The sequence below is a fragment of the Sinobacterium caligoides genome (assembly GCF_003752585.1).
Taxonomy (GTDB): Bacteria; Pseudomonadota; Gammaproteobacteria; order Pseudomonadales; family Sinobacteriaceae; genus Sinobacterium; species Sinobacterium caligoides.
Map to the genome: position 1 here is coordinate 1,474,338 of NZ_RKHR01000003.1, position 17,845 is coordinate 1,492,182.

General features: G+C 51.4%; 17 protein-coding genes and 1 rRNA gene. 7 read left to right on the forward strand and 11 right to left on the reverse strand.

Features of this window, described 5'->3' with window-relative positions:
- The first annotated feature begins 10 nt into the window (after positions 1-10).
- The 5 genes from rsxB to EDC56_RS06700 are packed head-to-tail and all read left to right on the forward strand — an operon-like array spanning position 11 to position 5,690.
- Positions 11-625 carry an electron transport complex subunit RsxB gene (rsxB, locus tag EDC56_RS06680; protein WP_123711693.1) on the forward strand — a complete coding sequence of 205 codons (615 nt, stop codon included), beginning with the start codon at positions 11-13 and terminating at the stop codon, positions 623-625.
- Complete coding sequence (rsxC, locus tag EDC56_RS06685) at positions 622-3,276, forward strand: electron transport complex subunit RsxC (RefSeq protein WP_123711694.1); 2,655 nt, start codon at positions 622-624, stop codon at positions 3,274-3,276. Before rsxB ends, rsxC begins: the two co-directional genes overlap by 4 nt.
- A 15-nt stretch (positions 3,277-3,291) precedes the next feature.
- A complete protein-coding gene (rsxD, locus tag EDC56_RS06690; protein ID WP_123711695.1) occupies positions 3,292-4,326 on the forward strand; it encodes an electron transport complex subunit RsxD in 1,035 nt (344 codons plus the stop codon).
- A gap of 15 nt (positions 4,327-4,341) precedes the next feature.
- On the forward strand, positions 4,342-4,980 hold the full coding sequence (gene rsxG / locus EDC56_RS06695) for an electron transport complex subunit RsxG (protein ID WP_123711696.1): 639 nt from the start codon (positions 4,342-4,344) through the stop codon (positions 4,978-4,980).
- Entirely contained in the window at positions 4,980-5,690 is a 711-nt protein-coding gene (locus EDC56_RS06700; protein ID WP_123711697.1) for an electron transport complex subunit E, read from the forward strand. Before rsxG ends, EDC56_RS06700 begins: the two co-directional genes overlap by 1 nt.
- 64 nt (positions 5,691-5,754) lie before the next feature.
- Here the strand turns inward: EDC56_RS06700 and EDC56_RS06705 are convergent, their stop codons facing one another.
- From EDC56_RS06705 to EDC56_RS06750, 10 genes are all read right to left on the reverse strand, one after another.
- Positions 5,755-6,906, reverse strand: a complete 1,152-nt coding sequence (locus EDC56_RS06705) for a PilT/PilU family type 4a pilus ATPase (protein ID WP_123711698.1) — start codon at positions 6,904-6,906, stop codon at positions 5,755-5,757.
- Positions 6,907-7,049: 143 nt separating this feature from the next.
- Complete coding sequence (locus EDC56_RS06710) at positions 7,050-7,793, reverse strand: lipopolysaccharide kinase InaA family protein (protein ID WP_123711699.1); 744 nt, start codon at positions 7,791-7,793, stop codon at positions 7,050-7,052.
- Between the two features lie 73 nt (positions 7,794-7,866).
- Complete coding sequence (locus EDC56_RS06715; RefSeq protein ID WP_123711700.1) at positions 7,867-8,646, reverse strand: enoyl-CoA hydratase/isomerase family protein; 780 nt, start codon at positions 8,644-8,646, stop codon at positions 7,867-7,869.
- Positions 8,647-8,749: 103 nt separating this feature from the next.
- Positions 8,750-10,087: an acetyl-CoA hydrolase/transferase family protein gene (locus EDC56_RS06720; RefSeq protein ID WP_123711701.1), complete on the reverse strand. Its 1,338-nt coding sequence runs from the start codon at positions 10,085-10,087 to the stop codon at positions 8,750-8,752.
- 238 nt (positions 10,088-10,325) lie between these two features.
- Positions 10,326-11,645, reverse strand: coding sequence for a Na+/H+ antiporter family protein (locus tag EDC56_RS06725; protein ID WP_123711702.1), 1,320 nt, complete (start codon positions 11,643-11,645; stop codon positions 10,326-10,328).
- A gap of 171 nt (positions 11,646-11,816) precedes the next feature.
- Positions 11,817-12,200 carry a lactoylglutathione lyase gene (gene gloA / locus EDC56_RS06730; RefSeq protein ID WP_123711703.1) on the reverse strand — a complete coding sequence of 128 codons (384 nt, stop codon included), beginning with the start codon at positions 12,198-12,200 and terminating at the stop codon, positions 11,817-11,819.
- A 2-nt stretch (positions 12,201-12,202) separates the two neighbouring features.
- Positions 12,203-12,631, reverse strand: coding sequence for a hypothetical protein (locus EDC56_RS06735; RefSeq protein ID WP_123711704.1), 429 nt, complete (start codon positions 12,629-12,631; stop codon positions 12,203-12,205).
- Positions 12,612-13,088 carry a ribosomal protein S18-alanine N-acetyltransferase gene (rimI, locus tag EDC56_RS06740; protein WP_211333573.1) on the reverse strand — a complete coding sequence of 159 codons (477 nt, stop codon included), beginning with the start codon at positions 13,086-13,088 and terminating at the stop codon, positions 12,612-12,614. Before rimI ends, EDC56_RS06735 begins: the two co-directional genes overlap by 20 nt.
- 20 nt (positions 13,089-13,108) lie before the next feature.
- A complete protein-coding gene (locus EDC56_RS06745; protein ID WP_123711705.1) occupies positions 13,109-13,825 on the reverse strand; it encodes a hypothetical protein in 717 nt (238 codons plus the stop codon).
- 6 nt (positions 13,826-13,831) lie between these two features.
- Positions 13,832-15,379 (reverse strand): 2-isopropylmalate synthase, encoded by a 1,548-nt coding sequence (locus EDC56_RS06750; RefSeq protein WP_123711706.1) that lies wholly within the window; start codon positions 15,377-15,379, stop codon positions 13,832-13,834.
- 502 nt (positions 15,380-15,881) lie between these two features.
- Between EDC56_RS06750 and EDC56_RS06755 the strand changes: the two genes are divergently transcribed.
- Both EDC56_RS06755 and EDC56_RS06760 read left to right on the forward strand, forming a co-directional pair.
- The gene (locus EDC56_RS06755; RefSeq protein WP_162844104.1) at positions 15,882-16,295 is read left to right on the forward strand and encodes an META domain-containing protein; all 414 of its coding nucleotides are present in this window, start codon (positions 15,882-15,884) and stop codon (positions 16,293-16,295) included.
- 74 nt (positions 16,296-16,369) lie between these two features.
- A complete protein-coding gene (locus tag EDC56_RS06760; RefSeq protein WP_123711708.1) occupies positions 16,370-17,122 on the forward strand; it encodes a hypothetical protein in 753 nt (250 codons plus the stop codon).
- 393 nt (positions 17,123-17,515) lie between these two features.
- Here EDC56_RS06760 and rrf read toward each other — a convergent pair.
- Positions 17,516-17,631 (reverse strand): 5S ribosomal RNA (gene rrf / locus EDC56_RS06765).
- Between the last annotated feature and the right edge of the window lie 214 nt (positions 17,632-17,845).

Below are 17,845 nucleotides of genomic sequence, written 5' to 3' on the forward strand. Positions count from 1 at the left end.
AGGAGTAAACATGATTGAGCTGATCAGCCAACACCCGTTCATCGCAGCACTGGTAGCCCTCGTGTCGCTGGGGATTATCTTCGGCGCTATTCTCGGTTTCGCCTCAGTAAAATTTGCCACCGAAGGCAACCCTATCTCTGACCAGATCAACGAGATTCTACCGCAGACGCAGTGTGGCCAGTGCGGTTTCCCCGGCTGCCGCCCCTATGCCGAAGCCATCGCCGATGGCGAGCCCATTAACAAGTGCCCCCCCGGCGGCGAAGGTGTGATCGCCGAGCTAGCGACACTACTCGATGTTGAGCCATTACCCCTCGACGCCGAGCACGGTACTGAGTCGGTCAAGACCTACGCATTCATCCGCGAGGACGAATGTATCGGCTGTACTAAATGCATACAAGCATGCCCGGTCGACGCCATCCTAGGCGCAGCCAAGCAGATGCATACCGTCATCACCAGTGAGTGTACCGGCTGCGACCTCTGCGTCGAACCCTGCCCCGTCGACTGTATCGATATGGTGCCCTTACCGATCACCACACAGAGCTGGACCTGGCAGAAACCAGTCGACGGTTACCAGATCATCGCCACCGATAAACAGACGCCCACTCATGGAGATGTAAGCGCATGAGCCGACGTATTTACGACATCCCCGGCGGCATCCATCCCGCCGAGAATAAACAGCAATCGCTCAAGCGCCCCATACAGTCTGCCTGTATACCGAAGCAACTGATTCTGCCGGTCGCGCAACACATCGGTGCTCCTGCCAAGCCCATTGTTAGCGTTGGCGACACCGTGCTAAAAGGCCAGAAAATTGCTGAGGCCAATGGCTTCGTCTCGGTGCCGATTCACGCTCCAAGCTCTGGCACTGTTACAGCCATCGAGCCCCGCCCCGTCACCCATTTCTCCGGCCTCGACGCCCTCTGTATCATCATCGAAACCGACGGTGAAGATCGTTGGCTCGAACACCAGGGCTGTGCAGACTATCGAGCACTCGACAAGCGTGAATTATTAGCCATTATTCGCGATGCCGGCATTGCCGGTATGGGGGGCGCAGGCTTCCCATCTGCCGTCAAACTCAGTGGCCATCCCGACAAACCTATCGCGACACTGATCATCAACGCCACCGAGTGCGAGCCTTATATCACGGCCGATGACATGCTCATCCGTGAACGAGCAGAGCAGATCGTCGAAGGGGTGCAGATTCTACAACACCTTATTTCACCGACGGTTGAGACCTTAATCGGTATTGAAGACAACAAACCCGAAGCCACAGAGGTTTTACGTGACGCCTGTGCCGGTAGTGATATCGAGGTGGTAAGCTTTCCGACCAAATACCCTTCCGGCGGTGAAAAACAACTCATTCAGATCCTTACTGGTAAGGAAGTCCCCAGCGGTCGTCTGCCTTCGGATATCGGCGTAGTACTACAAAATATCGGTACTGCCCACGCCATTTACAATGCCATCGCCCTCGGTGAACCGCTGATTTCACGCATCACGACGGTTACCGGCGAAGCCGTAGAACAAGCGCAAAACTATGAGGTTCTCATCGGTACCCCGAGTAGCCACCTGCTCAACCTAAGCGGCTTCCGTGCCAAACAAGCCGCAAAGTTGATCATGGGCGGGCCGATGATGGGTATCGCCGTCGATAATACCGATGTCCCCATCGTCAAGACCAGTAACTGTGTGCTGGTGCCCAGTAACGCCGAACTCGCACCGCCGGTGCCTGCACAGGCCTGTATCCGCTGCGGCACCTGCGCCAATGCCTGCCCCGCTGGACTATTGCCACAGCAAATGTATTGGTTTGCCAAAGCCGGTGAACTCGACAAGCTAGAGGCGCACAACATCGCCGACTGTATCGAGTGCGGCTGCTGTACCTATGTCTGCCCCAGTAACATCCCCTTGGTACAATACTATCGCGCCGGTAAGGCCGACATCCGCACTAAGAAGGCCGAGGCCGATAAGTCTGAGCACGCCAAGCAGCGCTTTGAGTTCCGTGAGGAACGTCTGGCTCGCGCCGCCGCCGAGAAAGAGGCGAAACGAGCTGCCCGCGCGCAAGCGGCCAAGGACGCCGCAGCCAAGAAGGCTGCTGCCGCGACAGCAAGTGATGACAAAACCGCAGGCAGTGACGACAAGGCCGACATTATCAAGGCCGCCCTCGCTCGCAGCCAGGCAAAGAAAGCGGCCGCAACCAGCGGCGACCCGGTACAAGACGCCATCGCCAAAGCCCAGGCCAAACGCTCAGGTGGTGCCAGCGAGGATTCACCAGAAGAGAAGCTCGCCAAGCTCGAGCAGCGACTCAGCAAAGCGCAACAGAAGCTCGAGGCCGCCATCGCCGCGGGCAATGACAACATCGACGCTTTCCGCAGCGCCGTTGAGAAAACACAGGCCAAGGTCGACGAAGCAAAGTTACAACTTAACAAGCAACCCGCGGCCGTCGATCTCAGCGACCCCGTCGCCGCCGCCATCGCTAGGGCTCAGGCTAAGCGCAGCGGCGGTGCCAACGAAGAGTCTGCCGAAGAGAAAGTCGCCAAGCTCGAGCAGCGACTCGCCAAGGCCCAGCAGAAGCTAGACGCCGCCATCGAAGCCGGCAACGACAACATCGACGCCTTCCGTGCCGGCGTGGAGAAATCGCAGCAAAAACTCGCTGCCGCGAAGGCCGAGCTGCCTGTCAAAGCCACCCCTTCTGAAGCAGCCCCCGTTGAGGCTACCTCCTCTGCGCCCGAGGTGGATCTCAGCGACCCTGTCGCTGCCGCCATCGCCAAGGCGCAAGCCAAACGCGCAGGAGCTGACAGCGAAGTGTCGGCCGAAGAGAAAGTTGCCAAGCTCGAGCAACGACTCGCCAAGGCGCAACAGAAGCTTGATATGGCAATCGAATCTGGCAACGATAACATTGACGCCTTCCGTACTGGTGTAGAAAAGTCTCAACAGAAACTCGCTGCCGCGAAGGCCGAGCTGCCCGCTACAGTTGAACCCCCTGCCGAAACAAGCCCTGCTAAAGCCCCTCTCGTTGAAGCAACTCCCGCTGAAACCGAGATGGATCTCAGTGATCCTGTCGCCGCCGCCATCGCTAAGGCGCAAGCCAAACGCGCTGGTGGCGGCGGAGATGAGACGCCAGAGCAGCAGATCGCTAAACTGCAGAAGCGCCTCAACATGGCCAAAGAGAAGCTCGCCATCGCCAAGGACGAGGGCTCCGACAAGCTCGAAGCCTTCCAAGCAGGCGTCGATAAACTGCAGACCAAGCTGGCAGAGGCGGAAGCCCTGCTGGCCGCATCAGAATAATTAGCGAGTATTGCAATGGCATTTTTAAAAGCAAGTTCACCACACGGTCACGCCGCTAACAGCACCAACCAGTTCATGCGCCTCGTTATGCTAGCGACGCTGCCCGGCGTCGCGGCACTGACCTATTTCTTCGGTTTCGGCACCCTCGTGAATATCGCCTGGGCCTGCCTCGTTGCGATTAGTTGCGAGGCTCTGGTACTTGCGATCCGCAAGCGCCCCATTGCCTTCTACCTGAAGGATGGCAGCGCCCTAGTCACCGCGATCCTGCTGGCCATTGCACTGCCACCCTACGCACCGTGGTGGATGATACTCATCGGCACCGCCTTCGCGATCATCGTCTGTAAGCAGCTCTACGGCGGCATGGGCTATAACCCCTTCAACCCTGCGATGGCCGCCTATGTACTACTATTGATCTCACTCCCCGTGCAGATGACGTCTTGGGCAGCGCCGGTCTCTCTGCTCCATAGCCCGGTGCCCGACCTCTGGCAAGCCTTTCAGCTCAACTTCGGCCTTATCACCCCCGTCGACGGCCTCACCATGGCAACACCGCTGGATGTCATGAAGCAGAATAACGGCCTCGATATGCAAGAGTTATGGGCCGCCAACGGGCAGCTCGGCGCCTTCGGTGGCCTCGGTTGGGAATGGGTCAATCTCGGCTTCCTACTCGGCGGATTGTATCTGCTCTACAAGAAGGTGTTTACCTGGCACGCCCCAGTTAGCATGCTCGCCGCTCTAGCCCTTATGTCGGTAATTTTCTACGACGGCGGCAGCTCCAACTCCGGTGGCTCACCACTGTTCCACCTATTCAGTGGCGCCACCATGTTCGCCGCCTTCTTCATCATCACTGACCCTATAACCTCAGCAGTGAGCATACGTGGCCGCCTGATCTACGGCGCCCTAATCGGCTTAATGGTCTACATCATCCGCACCTGGGGCAACTACCCCGACGCCTTTGCCTTCTCCGTACTGTTAATGAACTTCGCCGCCCCGTTTATCGATACCGTCAGCCAGCCCAGAGTTTACGGCCATGCTGCACGCAATAAGCAATAGAGGAGCCTGACCATTATGTTAGCTCAGGTCATCGCAAAAAACGCACTCGCACTTGGCGCCTTCGCCATCATCACCACCGGCGCCATCTCCGCCACTTACTTGGGCACCAAAGATCGTATCGAGCTTGAGCAACGCGCTGCTCAGGCCCGCGCACTCACCGAAATCATCCACGACGACCAGCACGACAACTCGATGCTAGACGACACCATTCTCATCGATGATCAAGAGCTGCTCGGTTTGGATCACCCCAAACAAGCCTTCATTGCCCGCCAGCAGGGCCAGTTCGTGGCCACTATCATCCCCGCTACCGCACACGATGGCTACAGCGGCGATATTCAACTGATCACAGGCGTCTACGCCGACGGCACAATTGCCGGCGTACGAGTCTTAGTGCACAACGAAACACCTGGCCTCGGCGATAAAGCCGATCGCAAAAAAAGTGATTGGGTGGACGGTTTCGTCGGCCGCTCACTCAGTAACCCCAGCATAGAGCGCTGGAGCGTGAAGAAGGACAAAGGGGAATTTGATCAATTCACCGGCGCCACCATCACTCCGCGCGCCATCACCCACGCCGTCGCCCGCAGCCTGCAATACTTCGAGGCCCACCGGGAACAGTTTACCGCCGATTCGGCCACTGTTAAGGAACAACCATAATGAGCGCTAACTACAAAGAGATCAGCGTTAACGGCTTATGGAAGAACAACCCCGCGCTAGTGCAACTACTGGGCCTCTGCCCGCTGCTTGCCGTCACCGGCTCGGTCGTCAACGCACTAGGTTTAGGCCTCGCCACTATGGCAGTGCTGATCTGCTCCAACATCGCCGTCTCACTGATCCGCAACATGGTTTCAGACGCGATCCGTCTCCCCGCCTTCGTGATGATCATCGCCTCGTTTACCACCTGTATCGAACTACTCATGAAGGCCTACGCCTTCGAGCTATACCAGATACTCGGTATCTTTATCCCGCTGATCATCACCAACTGCTCGATTCTCGGCCGTGCCGACGCCTTTGCCAGTAAGAACAGCCTACTGCCCTCTGCCCTAGACGGTCTCACCATGGGCGCCGGCTTCGCCATCGTCCTCGTCGTACTCGGCGGCATGCGTGAAATTGTTGGCTCTGGCACTTTATTCGCTAACATGGACCTATTATTTGGTTCTGCCGCCGCCAGCTGGCGCATTGATGTATTCACCAATTACCCCGGCTTTTTAGTCGCGATTCTGCCACCCGGCGCTTTCCTCTTCACCGGCCTACTCATTGCGCTGAAAAACCTCATCGACCAACGTCTGAAGGAGCGAGCTGAACAAGCCAAGGAGCCTGTCATCGCCGGCAGCAAAAGGGCGAGGGTAACCGGTAAAATAAGTTAACTAAGCCAACAAAAAAAGCCCTCGTTTGCTTGCAAACGAGGGCTTTTTAGCTGTCTGTTATCGCTTAAAACGGCGCCTCAGTTGGCCCCTCTGCTTCCGTTTCCTCTAGACTCAAGCTAAAGGCCGCATCACCGTCATCACTTCCCTTACCAATTTCACCAGAAGCCAGCTTAATTTTCAGACGCAGATTATTCGCTGAATCGGCATTTTTCAGTGCCTCTTCTAGCGATATCCTCCCCTCCTGGTAGAGTTTAAGCAATGCACCATCGAAAGTTTGCATGCCCATGTTGGCTGACTTTTCCATCGTCTCTTTAATGTTCTCAAACTCTCCCTTGAGTATCTGGTCCGCAATGGTCGGGCTGCCTATCATGACCTCTACCGCCGCGCATCGCTTGCCATCCTTCGTCGGTACCAGGCGCTGCGAGATAAAGCCACGCACGTTGCTCGACAAATCCATCAACAGCTGATTACGCCGCTCCTCAGGGAAGAAGTTAATAATGCGGTCCAGTGCCTGGTTGGCACTGTTCGCATGCAGTGTCGATATGGCTAAGTGACCGGTCTCCGCAAACGCTAATGCATGCTCCATGGTCTCCCGATCACGAATCTCACCGATAAGAATAACATCCGGGGCCTGGCGTAACGTTTGTTTCAACGCAGCATGAAAACTATGCGTGTCGACACCCACCTCACGCTGGTTAATGATGCTCTTCTTATGACGGTGCACATATTCAATTGGGTCCTCGATGGTAATGATATGACCACCACTGTTGCTATTACGATGGTCGATCAGCGCCGCCAGTGAGGTCGACTTTCCCGAACCCGTACCACCAACAAACAACACCAGCCCTCGCTTCATCATCACCAAGTCTTTCAACACTGCTGGTAATTTTAATTCGTCAAAACGGGGGATTTCAGCCTTGATATTACGAGCGACAATAGAGAATTCATTGCGCTGACGAAAGATGTTAATACGAAAACGCGCCACCCCGGGCAGCGAGATCGCTAGATTCATTTCTAAGCTCTGCTCAAACTCTTCAACTTGCTCAGGGTTCATCACCTCGTAGGCGATCTCTTTGATCTCCCCTGGGCCCATAACCTTCTTCTCTATCGGTTTTAGAACGCCTTGAAACTTTGCGCAAGGAGGAGCCCCTGTGCTTAGATAAAGATCTGAACCATCATTCTTGGCTAGCAGAGTGAGGTAATCATAAAAAGTCATACACGTGCATCCCAGATTAGAAACAAGCACCTTTGCATTAATTATTATTGGCTGTTCACAGCTTGGTGCAATAATTCACTAACGTCAAAATATTTGACGGACGAATTATTTATCTTATTTCATTGAAGGGACAAGTAAAAGCGTTAGTAGTCGCGATGTAATATCTTACGCAAAAAACTCTTATCTCGCGCCGTCAATCGATCAATGCCTCGATACAAGAAATAAAAGCGCATCCGCTGAGTTTGCGAAAGAAAACCTCGGGCACTGGCGTCCAGGCAAGCCAAATCTTTGATAATACGATAGGTCAGCACCGGACCGAAGTATCGCATTCCCTTGGGACAGTCGATTAGGAACAACTGCGGCCCCTTATCTGTGCGTTGTACCAATACATTACGCCAGTGAAAGTCATTATGGCAAAACCGGCGCCGATGTAACTCTGCAACAATAGCAGCGAGCTGTACTGAAACAGCCTCATACCAGCGTTTATCCGCAAAGAGTTGCGGCTGCTGCATTTTTAACGCCATGAGATCGTCGGTATCCGGTACCCCACGTAGAATAATGGCTGCACGTAACGGCTTCAAGCACAGTGATTTTTCACCGAACCCCACCACTTCCGCTGCCTGCAAACCTATCTGCCGAAACCAACGTTGGTTCTTCAATTCCAAATGGTAACGCGATAAACCTAACCAGCTCCCCAACCCCTTGGTCTTAAAGTAGCGTTTGATATAAAAGGTCTGTCCCTCAACAGATAGACTAAACACCTCACTCTGTTTACCAAGAGAGATAATCGGTCGCTGCAACGAAAAGACACTCTCAAGGCTCAAGAATTGTGATTTGACACGCTCATCAAGTTCATCGCTGAGTGACCATTTATTATAAAAGAGCATACTGCTACATCGTCAGACTAAATAAGGGACTTATTATAAGCGAAGCCAATGCCAACACAAGATCGACTACTGACTATACTTTATTTGCTTGACGGAATTGGCGGAAGTCGGGAGCGCGGCTCTCTAGCATCGCAGTCACGGCCTCGATATTTTCTGGCTGACCAAGCATCTGCCGAAACTTTCGGCCCTCTCTCTCTAGCGCCGCCAGCATCGGTTCCCTCGTCACATCTTTGAGTAACTTCTTCGTAGCCACCAAACTACTGACCGGCCATTGAGCCATCTCCAGCGCCTTGCGCATTGTCTGTTCAAGCAGCTGCTCACTGGTAAACTGGGCGGTAGCAATACCCAACTCGACACAGCGATCAGCATCAATCCACTCACTGGTCAGCAATATCTCTGAAGCCTGGCGAGCACCAATCATCTGCGGCAACAGATAGCTGCTACCCAGCTCGGGGCTAAGACCGATACGAGTAAATGGGAAGTTCATCCGCAGTGCTCCCCCAACATAGATAATATCGGCATGCAGCGCCAGTGTTGCACCACCACCGACGGCTACACCGTCAATCGCACACAGCAGCGGCTTATTAAATAGGGCCAATGCCAGTGCCGTCTTATCGAAGGGGTGCTCAGCCGCTGTCTCAACGGAGAAGTCAGCCAAATCGGCACCCGCAGAGAAGTTGCCCCCCTGACCGGTCAAGACCACCACGGCTACCATCGGGTCCTCATTCGCCACCAACAAGGCTTGCTCTAAAGCCAACCAGCCAGCAATATTCAGTGCATTCTTCTTCTCAGGGCGGTTAAAAGTCAGCGTCAGCACACCATCGTTTAACTCTTTCAACAGGCATTCATCCATGCTTATCTCCTCGGCTAATCATCGAAAGTATTCGGTGATAACAATATTAACAACAGCCCAAAGATAAAGCCCAGTAAAAAATATCTAGTATGCACTAAAGCTGTTAAGCACGGATAACGCCTGCCGCGATCGCTTCGCTGGTCAGCTGTTCACGAAAATCGGGATGAGCTATGGATATCATAGCTTTGGCCCGATCCTCGATGGCGAGGTGGCGCAGCCTGACCACACCATACTCCGTCGCAATATACTCAACATCGCTACGCGGTGTTGTCACCGGTGTACCGATAGGCAGCCCCAGACAAATATTCGAAACAGCATCAGCCCCTTGACCACGTGTAGAAGCAAGGGCAATGAACGACTTCCCCCCTTTAGAGAGGCGTGCTGCACGCACCAAATCTAGCTGCCCACCCGTCGCCGATATCTGTTGGTAACCAACCCCCTCCGCTGCCACCTGACCGGTCAGGTCGACCAGCAAACAGGTGTTAATCGAAATAAAATTATTATTCTTAGCGACTAGATTACTGTTCACCGCTAGGTGCATAGGCTCCGCCTCTAACTGCTCATTATTGTCGCAGAAAGCCATCAACATCTCTCCACCGGCAGCAAAGCTGAAGTTTATCTTCCCTGGGTTAATATTTTTTCTCGCCCCAGTGACGACACCCTGCTGCGACAAATAAACGATCGAATCGGTAAGCATCTCAGTATGCACACCGAGGTCTTTCTTATTCTTTAAGCTATATGCTAGCGCATTAGTAATACCTCCAATTCCGATCTGAATGGTATCGCCGTCGTCGATATAAGGAACAATCTGTGCAGCAACCGCCCTATCTGTTGCACTCGCTTCAGCACTAGGTAGCAGCGGGATATCACTATCGTCTTCAATAATATGGCTCACTTTTGTCACGTGAATCATATTGAAATCGCCCGGTACATGCGGCAGTTTCGAGTTAACCGTCACAATGATCTTCTCCGCCACCTCGCTGGCCCCCCAATTACCAACCCCCCCGCAGGGGCCAAAGCTCATATAGCCATCGGCATCCGGTGCACTGACATGCACAGCCATAACGTTTGGCTGTATGCTGTAGCGAGTGGCATCATCTATCTCAGACAGGTGCGCCGACATAGGTTTAATATTACCCTGCCCATAAAGGCTCTTCTCAATGGGGCCATTAAAAAAACTGCAGTAATTAATATGCCCCCGATACTCACCCGTTAAGATATCAAAGGGCTGTAAAACAATACCGCCATAGACCTCAACATTGCATAGTTCGCTCTTTCGTCTCGCCAGCGCCTGCAGGAAGGCGATTGGCTGAGAGCTGAGGCCACAACTCCAAATCGTATCATTAGACTCTACAAGAGCAGCCGCCTCATCCACGCCAATCAGCTTGGTACGGTAGGCTGCCTGCCAATCTGTTGGAGTAATCTTCGATTTATCTGTCATAGGAAACCTCTACCAAATTCCTGTTAACATCGGCCGGGAGCTAGCAGGTCTAGCGTCAGGGCGCAGCTACTTAAAGCCTATGTCTCAGGCAGTAACTTCGCGGCCTCCCCCTCTTATTAACATAGCAGCTCATAACCCTGATCAAATTTTAGCCAAAAAAAATCGCCTCACGGCGACTTCTCAGCGTACATTCTGGAATGATTAGCATTAATTAAAATAACGGTATTAATTAAAGTTATTAACCAATCAAGATAGCGGCCAGCCACCCACCGGCAAGCAGCGGTATATTATAGTGTAGGAAGGTGGGAATAACCGTATCCCGTATATGATCGTGCTGACCATCAACATTCAGCCCCGCCGTTGGCCCCAAAGTAGAATCCGAGGCAGGAGACCCGGCATCGCCCAACGCACCCGCCGTCCCCACTAAGGCAACGATAGCTAACGGGGAAAACCCAAGCCCAGTAGCAACCGGCACATAAATCGTCGCAATAATCGGTACTGTCGAAAATGATGAGCCGATACCCATGGTAATCAACAGCCCTACGATCAGCATTACCATTGCACCAACCATCTTGCTATTCCCCACTAACACCGCAGAGTCGTGCACTAAGGCCGGCACATCGCCCGTCGATTTCACCACCTCGGCAAAACCCGCGGCTGATATCATAATAAAACCAATCGTCGCCATCATCTTCATGCCATCGACGAACAGGCCGTCGGACTCACGCCAGTCGACGACACCGCTGCACATGAAAATAACAAAGCCGACCAAGCCACCCAAGACCATAGAGTCAAAGCTCAACTGAACGACGAAGGTTGCTACAATCGACACCAGCGCACAGATCACAACCTTAGGCTGAACCTCAACAACATCAGATTCCAGCTGTGTAATCGCCTCTAAATCATAATGACGTCGACCACGGTATGTAATGAGTACAGCAGTTAATAAGCCCAAGATCATTCCCGAGGCCGGCAGCCACAACGCCGCCATCACCGACAACCCCTCGATGGGAAGTCCTGCCTGCTCAAGGCTGCCCAACAATATGTTATGCAGATAGATCGCGCCAAAACCAACCGGTAAGAACATGTATGTTGAAACCATGCCTCCGCATAAAATGCAGGCCACTGCACGACGATCCAAACCTATTTTTGCCATCATATAAAGTAACGGCGGCACTAATAGTGGAATGAAGGCAATATGGATAGGGACAATGTTCTGTGAAGCCATCGCCGCTAAGAATAATAACAAGCAAATAACAATCTTACCGCCCAGCTGTCGCTGATCGTCGATACCCACCATCGTGAGCGCTTTCTCCGACAACAGGTGGGGCAGCCCCGACTTTGCCAGCGCTGCCGCAAAGGCCCCAAGCAAGGCATAACTCAAGGCAACGTTGGCTCCATTACCTATGCCATCATTAAAATGTGATAGTGTCTCCGTCACCCCCATACCGGAAGCGAGGCCGGCTGCAACCGCCGCGATAATGATCGCCACAACTACTGGCAGACGAGCAAGACTCAGCCCCAGCATTAGTAGCACCCCTAAAACAACTGCATTCACCTAGCTCTACCCCGCTTCACGATCATTGGCCCATAGTCTATGCTCGCGAGATTGTTTTATTTTGCGAAAGATCAACCGAACAACCGGTAATGACAGAATTATTACATCCCTGCAACAATTAAAGCACAGCATTCCCAATGAGCAGAAGGTAAGTGAGCCCTCGCTTATTGATTATGACTGCTGAATCAACTCAATCATATAACCATCAGGGTCACGAACAAACGCGATCACCGTGCTACCGTGCTGCATAGGACCAGCCTCCCTGACAACATCCCCCCCTTGCCGCTTTATTTCCGCACAAGTGGTATAGGCATCATCGACACCGATCGCCAAGTGACCAAAGCCTGATCCCAGCTCATAATGGTCCGTATCCCAGTTATAGGTCAACTCGATCACTGTATTGTCAGCTTCTGCACCATAGCCAAGAAAGGCTAGCGTAAAGCGTCCCCCGGGGTAATCTTTACGGCGCAGCAGTTGCATGGCGAAGATATCACGATAAAAAGCAATGGAGCGTTCTAAATCGCCCACACGCAACATCGTATGTAATAAACGCATAATTAGTCGTCGTCGGACTCACTCACGGCCTCTGGATAAAGGCGCAAAGAAGCAAGTATCTCGCTAATCGCTGCGTCATCCATGCCCTTGTTAGACTCATCACAAGCATAGCTAATCAACATCAGAATAGGACCGCAGCAAATGAACCAGTCACGGCAGGCGAAGCCATCATCTAAATACTCAAAACAGGTCGCTGGATACTCGCCGCAATCGCCATCGACACCGCTGATACCGCGTTCGATCAGATCGGCCGAGAAGGCCTCAACATCATCGTCATCCGTTTCACCGTCCGCCTTAATCAACGTCGAAATACCAATTTCACTGACGCCGTCTTCATCGCTGATAACTGTTACATCATCTTCTAACTCAACATCCCACTCTTCTGGTATATCCAGAGACCACCATTTGGTTTCATATAGTTCGACTGACATTGATTGATAGCTCCCGTTTCATGACCAGCGCATGCTCGCGCCCATCTTCTAGTTGATAATAATTTTTACGCACACCGACCTGTGTAAAGCCGCTACTAAGGTACAAAGCAATGGCCGGCTGATTCGACTCTCGTACTTCTAAGAAGCACACCAGGGCACCGTTATCGCTAGCCTGCTCAAGTAAGTGTTCAAGCAGCCCTCTACCGAGTCCCTGCCCCTGCTGCTTCGGACAAATCGTAATGTTCAGCAAGCTGGCCTCATCGAGCACGATACTGGAAATAGCGCTGCCAACCACCTCTACACCTTGCATCAACAACCAGCATTGGTCTTCCGCATTAAGGCTGTCACGAAAGTTCTGCACACTCCATGCCGTCGGCGTCGCCTCTCTATCTAGTCGTGCCATAACATCCGCGTCTTGTAACGTCGCACGCCTTAGCTGATAGCCAGCAATTAACATTCTACTCCCTCTACACCGCATTAATGCCGGCCAGTGATACCTTGCAGTTGCTGCCAGAGTAGGGCTTTGTGTTTCCCGCTTTCGAACAAGCTCTTCAGTGAATGGCTCTGATACAGACTCGACGATGTACCCTCAAGCAGTTTAGCCATAAAGTACCGTGCTCGCCCTCCCATCGCGACAACGTCGCTCAAAGCCTGTTCACTCTCTACCCGCCGCATAAAGCCAGAAAGTGCCTGTACAGCTTCTGCTTCGCCTGCCGGTAGATGGCGGCTAATCGGCCAACGAAAGTCTTCTGTACCTATAATTCGAGAGTGTCGGTTAATCGCGAACAACACCTCACTGATAAACTGCCGACCATTATCAGCCCACAGCTTGCCGGAGCGCCCCCGCGGAACATCAGCGACAAACAACAAGCCACTATCAGTGGTGACAAATAACAGACAAAACGGTGGAATCGTCATCTCCGCTGGCTTTGCTATCTGCAATGCCGCCGGCGACAAATCAGAGCTTGGCGTCACATCCGCAATTACCTGCAGCTCATCTTGCGGAGACAAGTTGATCTCAGCCGCCTGTGTCACCTGCTCCAGCGCTGATCTAGAGGTTACGCTCTTCGATTCTAATGACACCGTAGGTACCGTACAGAGCACCGATGCCTTTGCAGCAGGCAGCACGACGCGAGGGGCATAACTAGTGACACCCATCGACTGAAGATAATGAAGCCGTGCAAGCTCCTGCATAATTACTTAAACACCTTGATGTTGTGGGTGTGCCTTGAGTAGCCCAGAACTCATTAAGTTAAGCGCATCTAAATAAGCCTCCGCGGAAGCGACAATGATATCGGTATTAGCACCTTGACCGTTAACGATATAACCATCTTTTTCCAGTCTGACACTCACACCACCGATCGAATCCGTACCCTCTGTTACCGCGTTCACCGAATATAATGTCAACTCACAACCACTATTCGCAACCGCCTCGATCGCCTTAAAGGCTGCATCGACAAGACCGCTACCTTGTGCTGTCGTCGATTGCTCCTGGCCATTAACATTAATCACAAGCTCCGCGCTGGGTTCTTCACCAGTACGGCTACTGGCATCCAAGTAGACTAACTTATAACGTTGCTCTATCTCCGACTCACAGCCCTCGTTCATCAGCGCATGCAAGTCTTCATCAAAGATCTCGTGCTTCTTATCTGCCAGCTTCTTGAAACGATCAAACACCTCATTAACTTCGGCCTGCTCACTAAAACTATAGCCGAGTTCCTCAAGGCGAGACTTAAACGCCGCCCTACCAGAGTGCTTACCTAGCACAAGCTTGTTTGTTGCCCAGCCGACCGACTCAGCACTCATAATCTCGTAAGTCTCACGATGCTTCAGCACGCCGTCTTGATGGATACCCGACTCATGTGCAAAGGCATTAGCCCCCACAATCGCCTTATTCGGCTGTACCGGAAAACCAGTAATCGATGATACGAGGCGAGAGGTAGGTACAATAAAGCTGCTATCGATAGCTGTTTCAACGGGATAGACGTCGTGACGGGTCTTTAGCGCCATCACCACCTCCTCTAATGAAGCATTTCCCGCTCGTTCGCCAAGGCCGTTGATCGTACATTCGACTTGACGAGCCCCCTGCAACACAGCCGAGAGCGAGTTAGCAACCGCTAGACCGAGGTCATTATGACAGTGCACAGAGAAAATGGCTTTATCGGCATTGGCAATATTCTGTATTAGCCGCCCAATGGTATCACCGTATTGGTTCGGCTCACCGTAACCTACTGTATCCGGAATATTGATCGTCGTTGCTCCCGCATCGATGACTCGTTCAATGATCCGGCACATAAAATCAAACTCACTGCGGCTAGCATCTTCACACGAGAACTCAATGTTATCGGTGTAACGCGATGCCCGTTGAATAGCCGCAACTGCACGCTCAACCACCGTTTCCGGCTCCATACGCAGCTTATGCTTCATATGAATAGGCGATGTCGCAATAAAGGTGTGAATACGAGCAGATTTTGCCTGCGCAAGCGCCTCACCTGCAGCGTCAATATCTTTATCATTGGCCCGTGCAAGGCTACAAACGGTCGAGTCTTTAACTGTCTCAGCCACTGCTTTAACAGAGGCAAAATCACCAGGGCTGGCAATAGCAAAACCCGCCTCAATAACATCGACCTTCATCTTTTCCAACATCTTGGCGATATGAACCTTCTCATCACGCGTCATCGAAGCACCAGGGCTCTGCTCACCATCTCGCAATGTGGTGTCAAAAATGATCAGCTGGTCTTTGCTCATTGTTACTACTCCGTGGAAGGTCGGCTGTTCTGGCCATATAGATGATATGCTCGGGCACCAAGCCTAGTTAATAATATCTTCTGCTAAATACATGGGCTCGTAGAGGTTGCCTAAGTTCTAATACTAAGCACTTATATAATTGAGGCAATCATATAGTTAACCACTATAGCTAGCAACATCTCAAAATGCTTTAAGCACAGCAGAAAACCTGCTTTATGTTGTCATAAGCTGTATACCGCGACCGACATCTCCTAGCCTTATTAACAGGTGTTACGATCAAACGCTTCTTTCTAATGCTCGACCAATATATTTAGCCGCTATGTCACTAACTCACCTTACGGCCCCCATAGTAACTTACCGTCTTAAACATTTTTGCTTCAAAGAGCTAAACTAGCGTCAGAGCTCAAACTCTATTTATATCAATATATTTTCGTTCCTGTTTGTCGTGCTTTTTTGTTACATTGAGCGTCCTAAATTAGCTTTTTTCCGGATGACTTACATAATGAAGAAAATACTCCTTGCAGCCTTGATCGCCTCAACTGCCGCTTGTTCACAATTAAACGGTGTTACTGACATGATGAGCTCAGATAGCCTAGTCGGCAAATGGGATATCTCATCTATTAACAACGAAGCCGTAAACGAAGACAGCAAGGCCTACATAGAATTTGGTAAAGACGGTAAGGTTCATGGCAACTCTAGCTGTAATAACTTCACCGGCGGCTTTGATATCGCAAAAATGGGCTTAGACTTTGGTCCGATCGCAGGCACTCGAAAGCTCTGCGACAATGCCGCTAACCTACAAGAAACTAAACTGTTACAAGCGCTACCTAAAGTATCTGACTATGGGATTGAAGATGGCGGCCTCGTACTAAAAGATGCTGAAGGCAACACCCTTGTAAAGGCTCAACGCCAGTAGAGCCATAGTAAGTCGACGGCGACAAACGGCGCCGTCTCAAACTCCCCCCACTTTCAGCACTGGAGCCACCACCGATGAAGCCTAACAAATTACTCATTACCGCTGCTATCATTATCCTTGCAGCTGTTGCTCTTAGTATATTTATCACAATGACTGATAAGAGCGAGTTTATTAGACAGCAAATCGAAATCAAGGCCAGCGAGGCCCTTGGCACAGAAGTCAGCTTAGGTGGGCTTAATATAAGTTTAAGCGATGGACGCGGAGACTTGCAGCAATTAAAGATCCGCAACCCGCAAAAGTACAATAGTGAGTACGCGCTAGAAATAGATGATGCAACGATTCAATTTGATTTGAGCTCACTTACTAAAGATGTCTATATTATCGATAACATAACAATCTACGGTGCAAGGTTTACTGCTGAGCAGCTCGGCATGCAAACAAATTTAGGCGACCTAAGGAAAAACCTAAAAAACCACGAAGGCACGCAAGAGGATGAAAAAGGGAACAATCTTGATGGCCTCACTGAAGACGACCCTACTTCTGATATAAAGCTAGCGATTAGACGCATTACGTTAACCAATACCGTAGCCACCGTTATTACCGAAGGCTACGGCAGTAGCGAGGTAGAGATAGCCAATATTACGCTCACCAATGTTGGCTCCGCACAAAGAGGCCTTACCCCCCAGCAGCTCACTCAGGCTGTTATGCAGCAACTATTTAGTAATGTTAATGACAAGGCTGAGGATAAAATCAAAGATGTTGTTATCGACAAGGTGAAGGATAAGATCACTGACGGCTTTGATAAACTCTTTGGTAAAGATAAGTAAGAGATTTATTCGCATTACTCTAGGGTGCCCTGACAGAAAAGTGGGGCGCCCGATCTATCAACTCTACATTGCCTTCAACTCCCCTCTCTTGAACCACTAGCTACTTTTGGGCTATAACGAAACCTCTGCTCAATAGCTCATCGCAGATATAAACACACTGACAACTACTCGCATCAGTAGAAAAAACACTTGCTCACACTTCACCAGCGTCGACGCGATAGCTAATACTTACGGCGCGCAACGCATCGTACAAGTCTTCGAGTACATAGACTAAACTCCCTTGCTATTCCGCCAGCCATGCTGGCGCGTCTTTTCTTCGCTTTACTCAGAACCACTTCCCCTCAGGCATAAAAAAACCCCGTAAGCGTTAGCTTACGGGGTTTTAGCATAAGAGCCTGACAATGACCTACTCTCACATGGGGAAGCCCCACACTACCATCGGCGATGAGTCGTTTCACTACTGAGTTCGATATGGGATCAGGTGGTTCCAACTCTCTATGGTCGTCAGACAAACTGGTTGAAGTCGTAAGGTAAAACCTCACACTTCGAATAAGAAAATAATCTCAGCCTCGTTCTCAATCACGCGATGTTCAGCGTTTTAATCCAATATCGATTCAGTCGCTCAACAATAACCCAAGCACTTGGGTTATATGGTCAAGCCTCACGGGCAATTAGTATCAGTTAGCTCAATGCCTCACAGCACTTACACACCTGACCTATCAA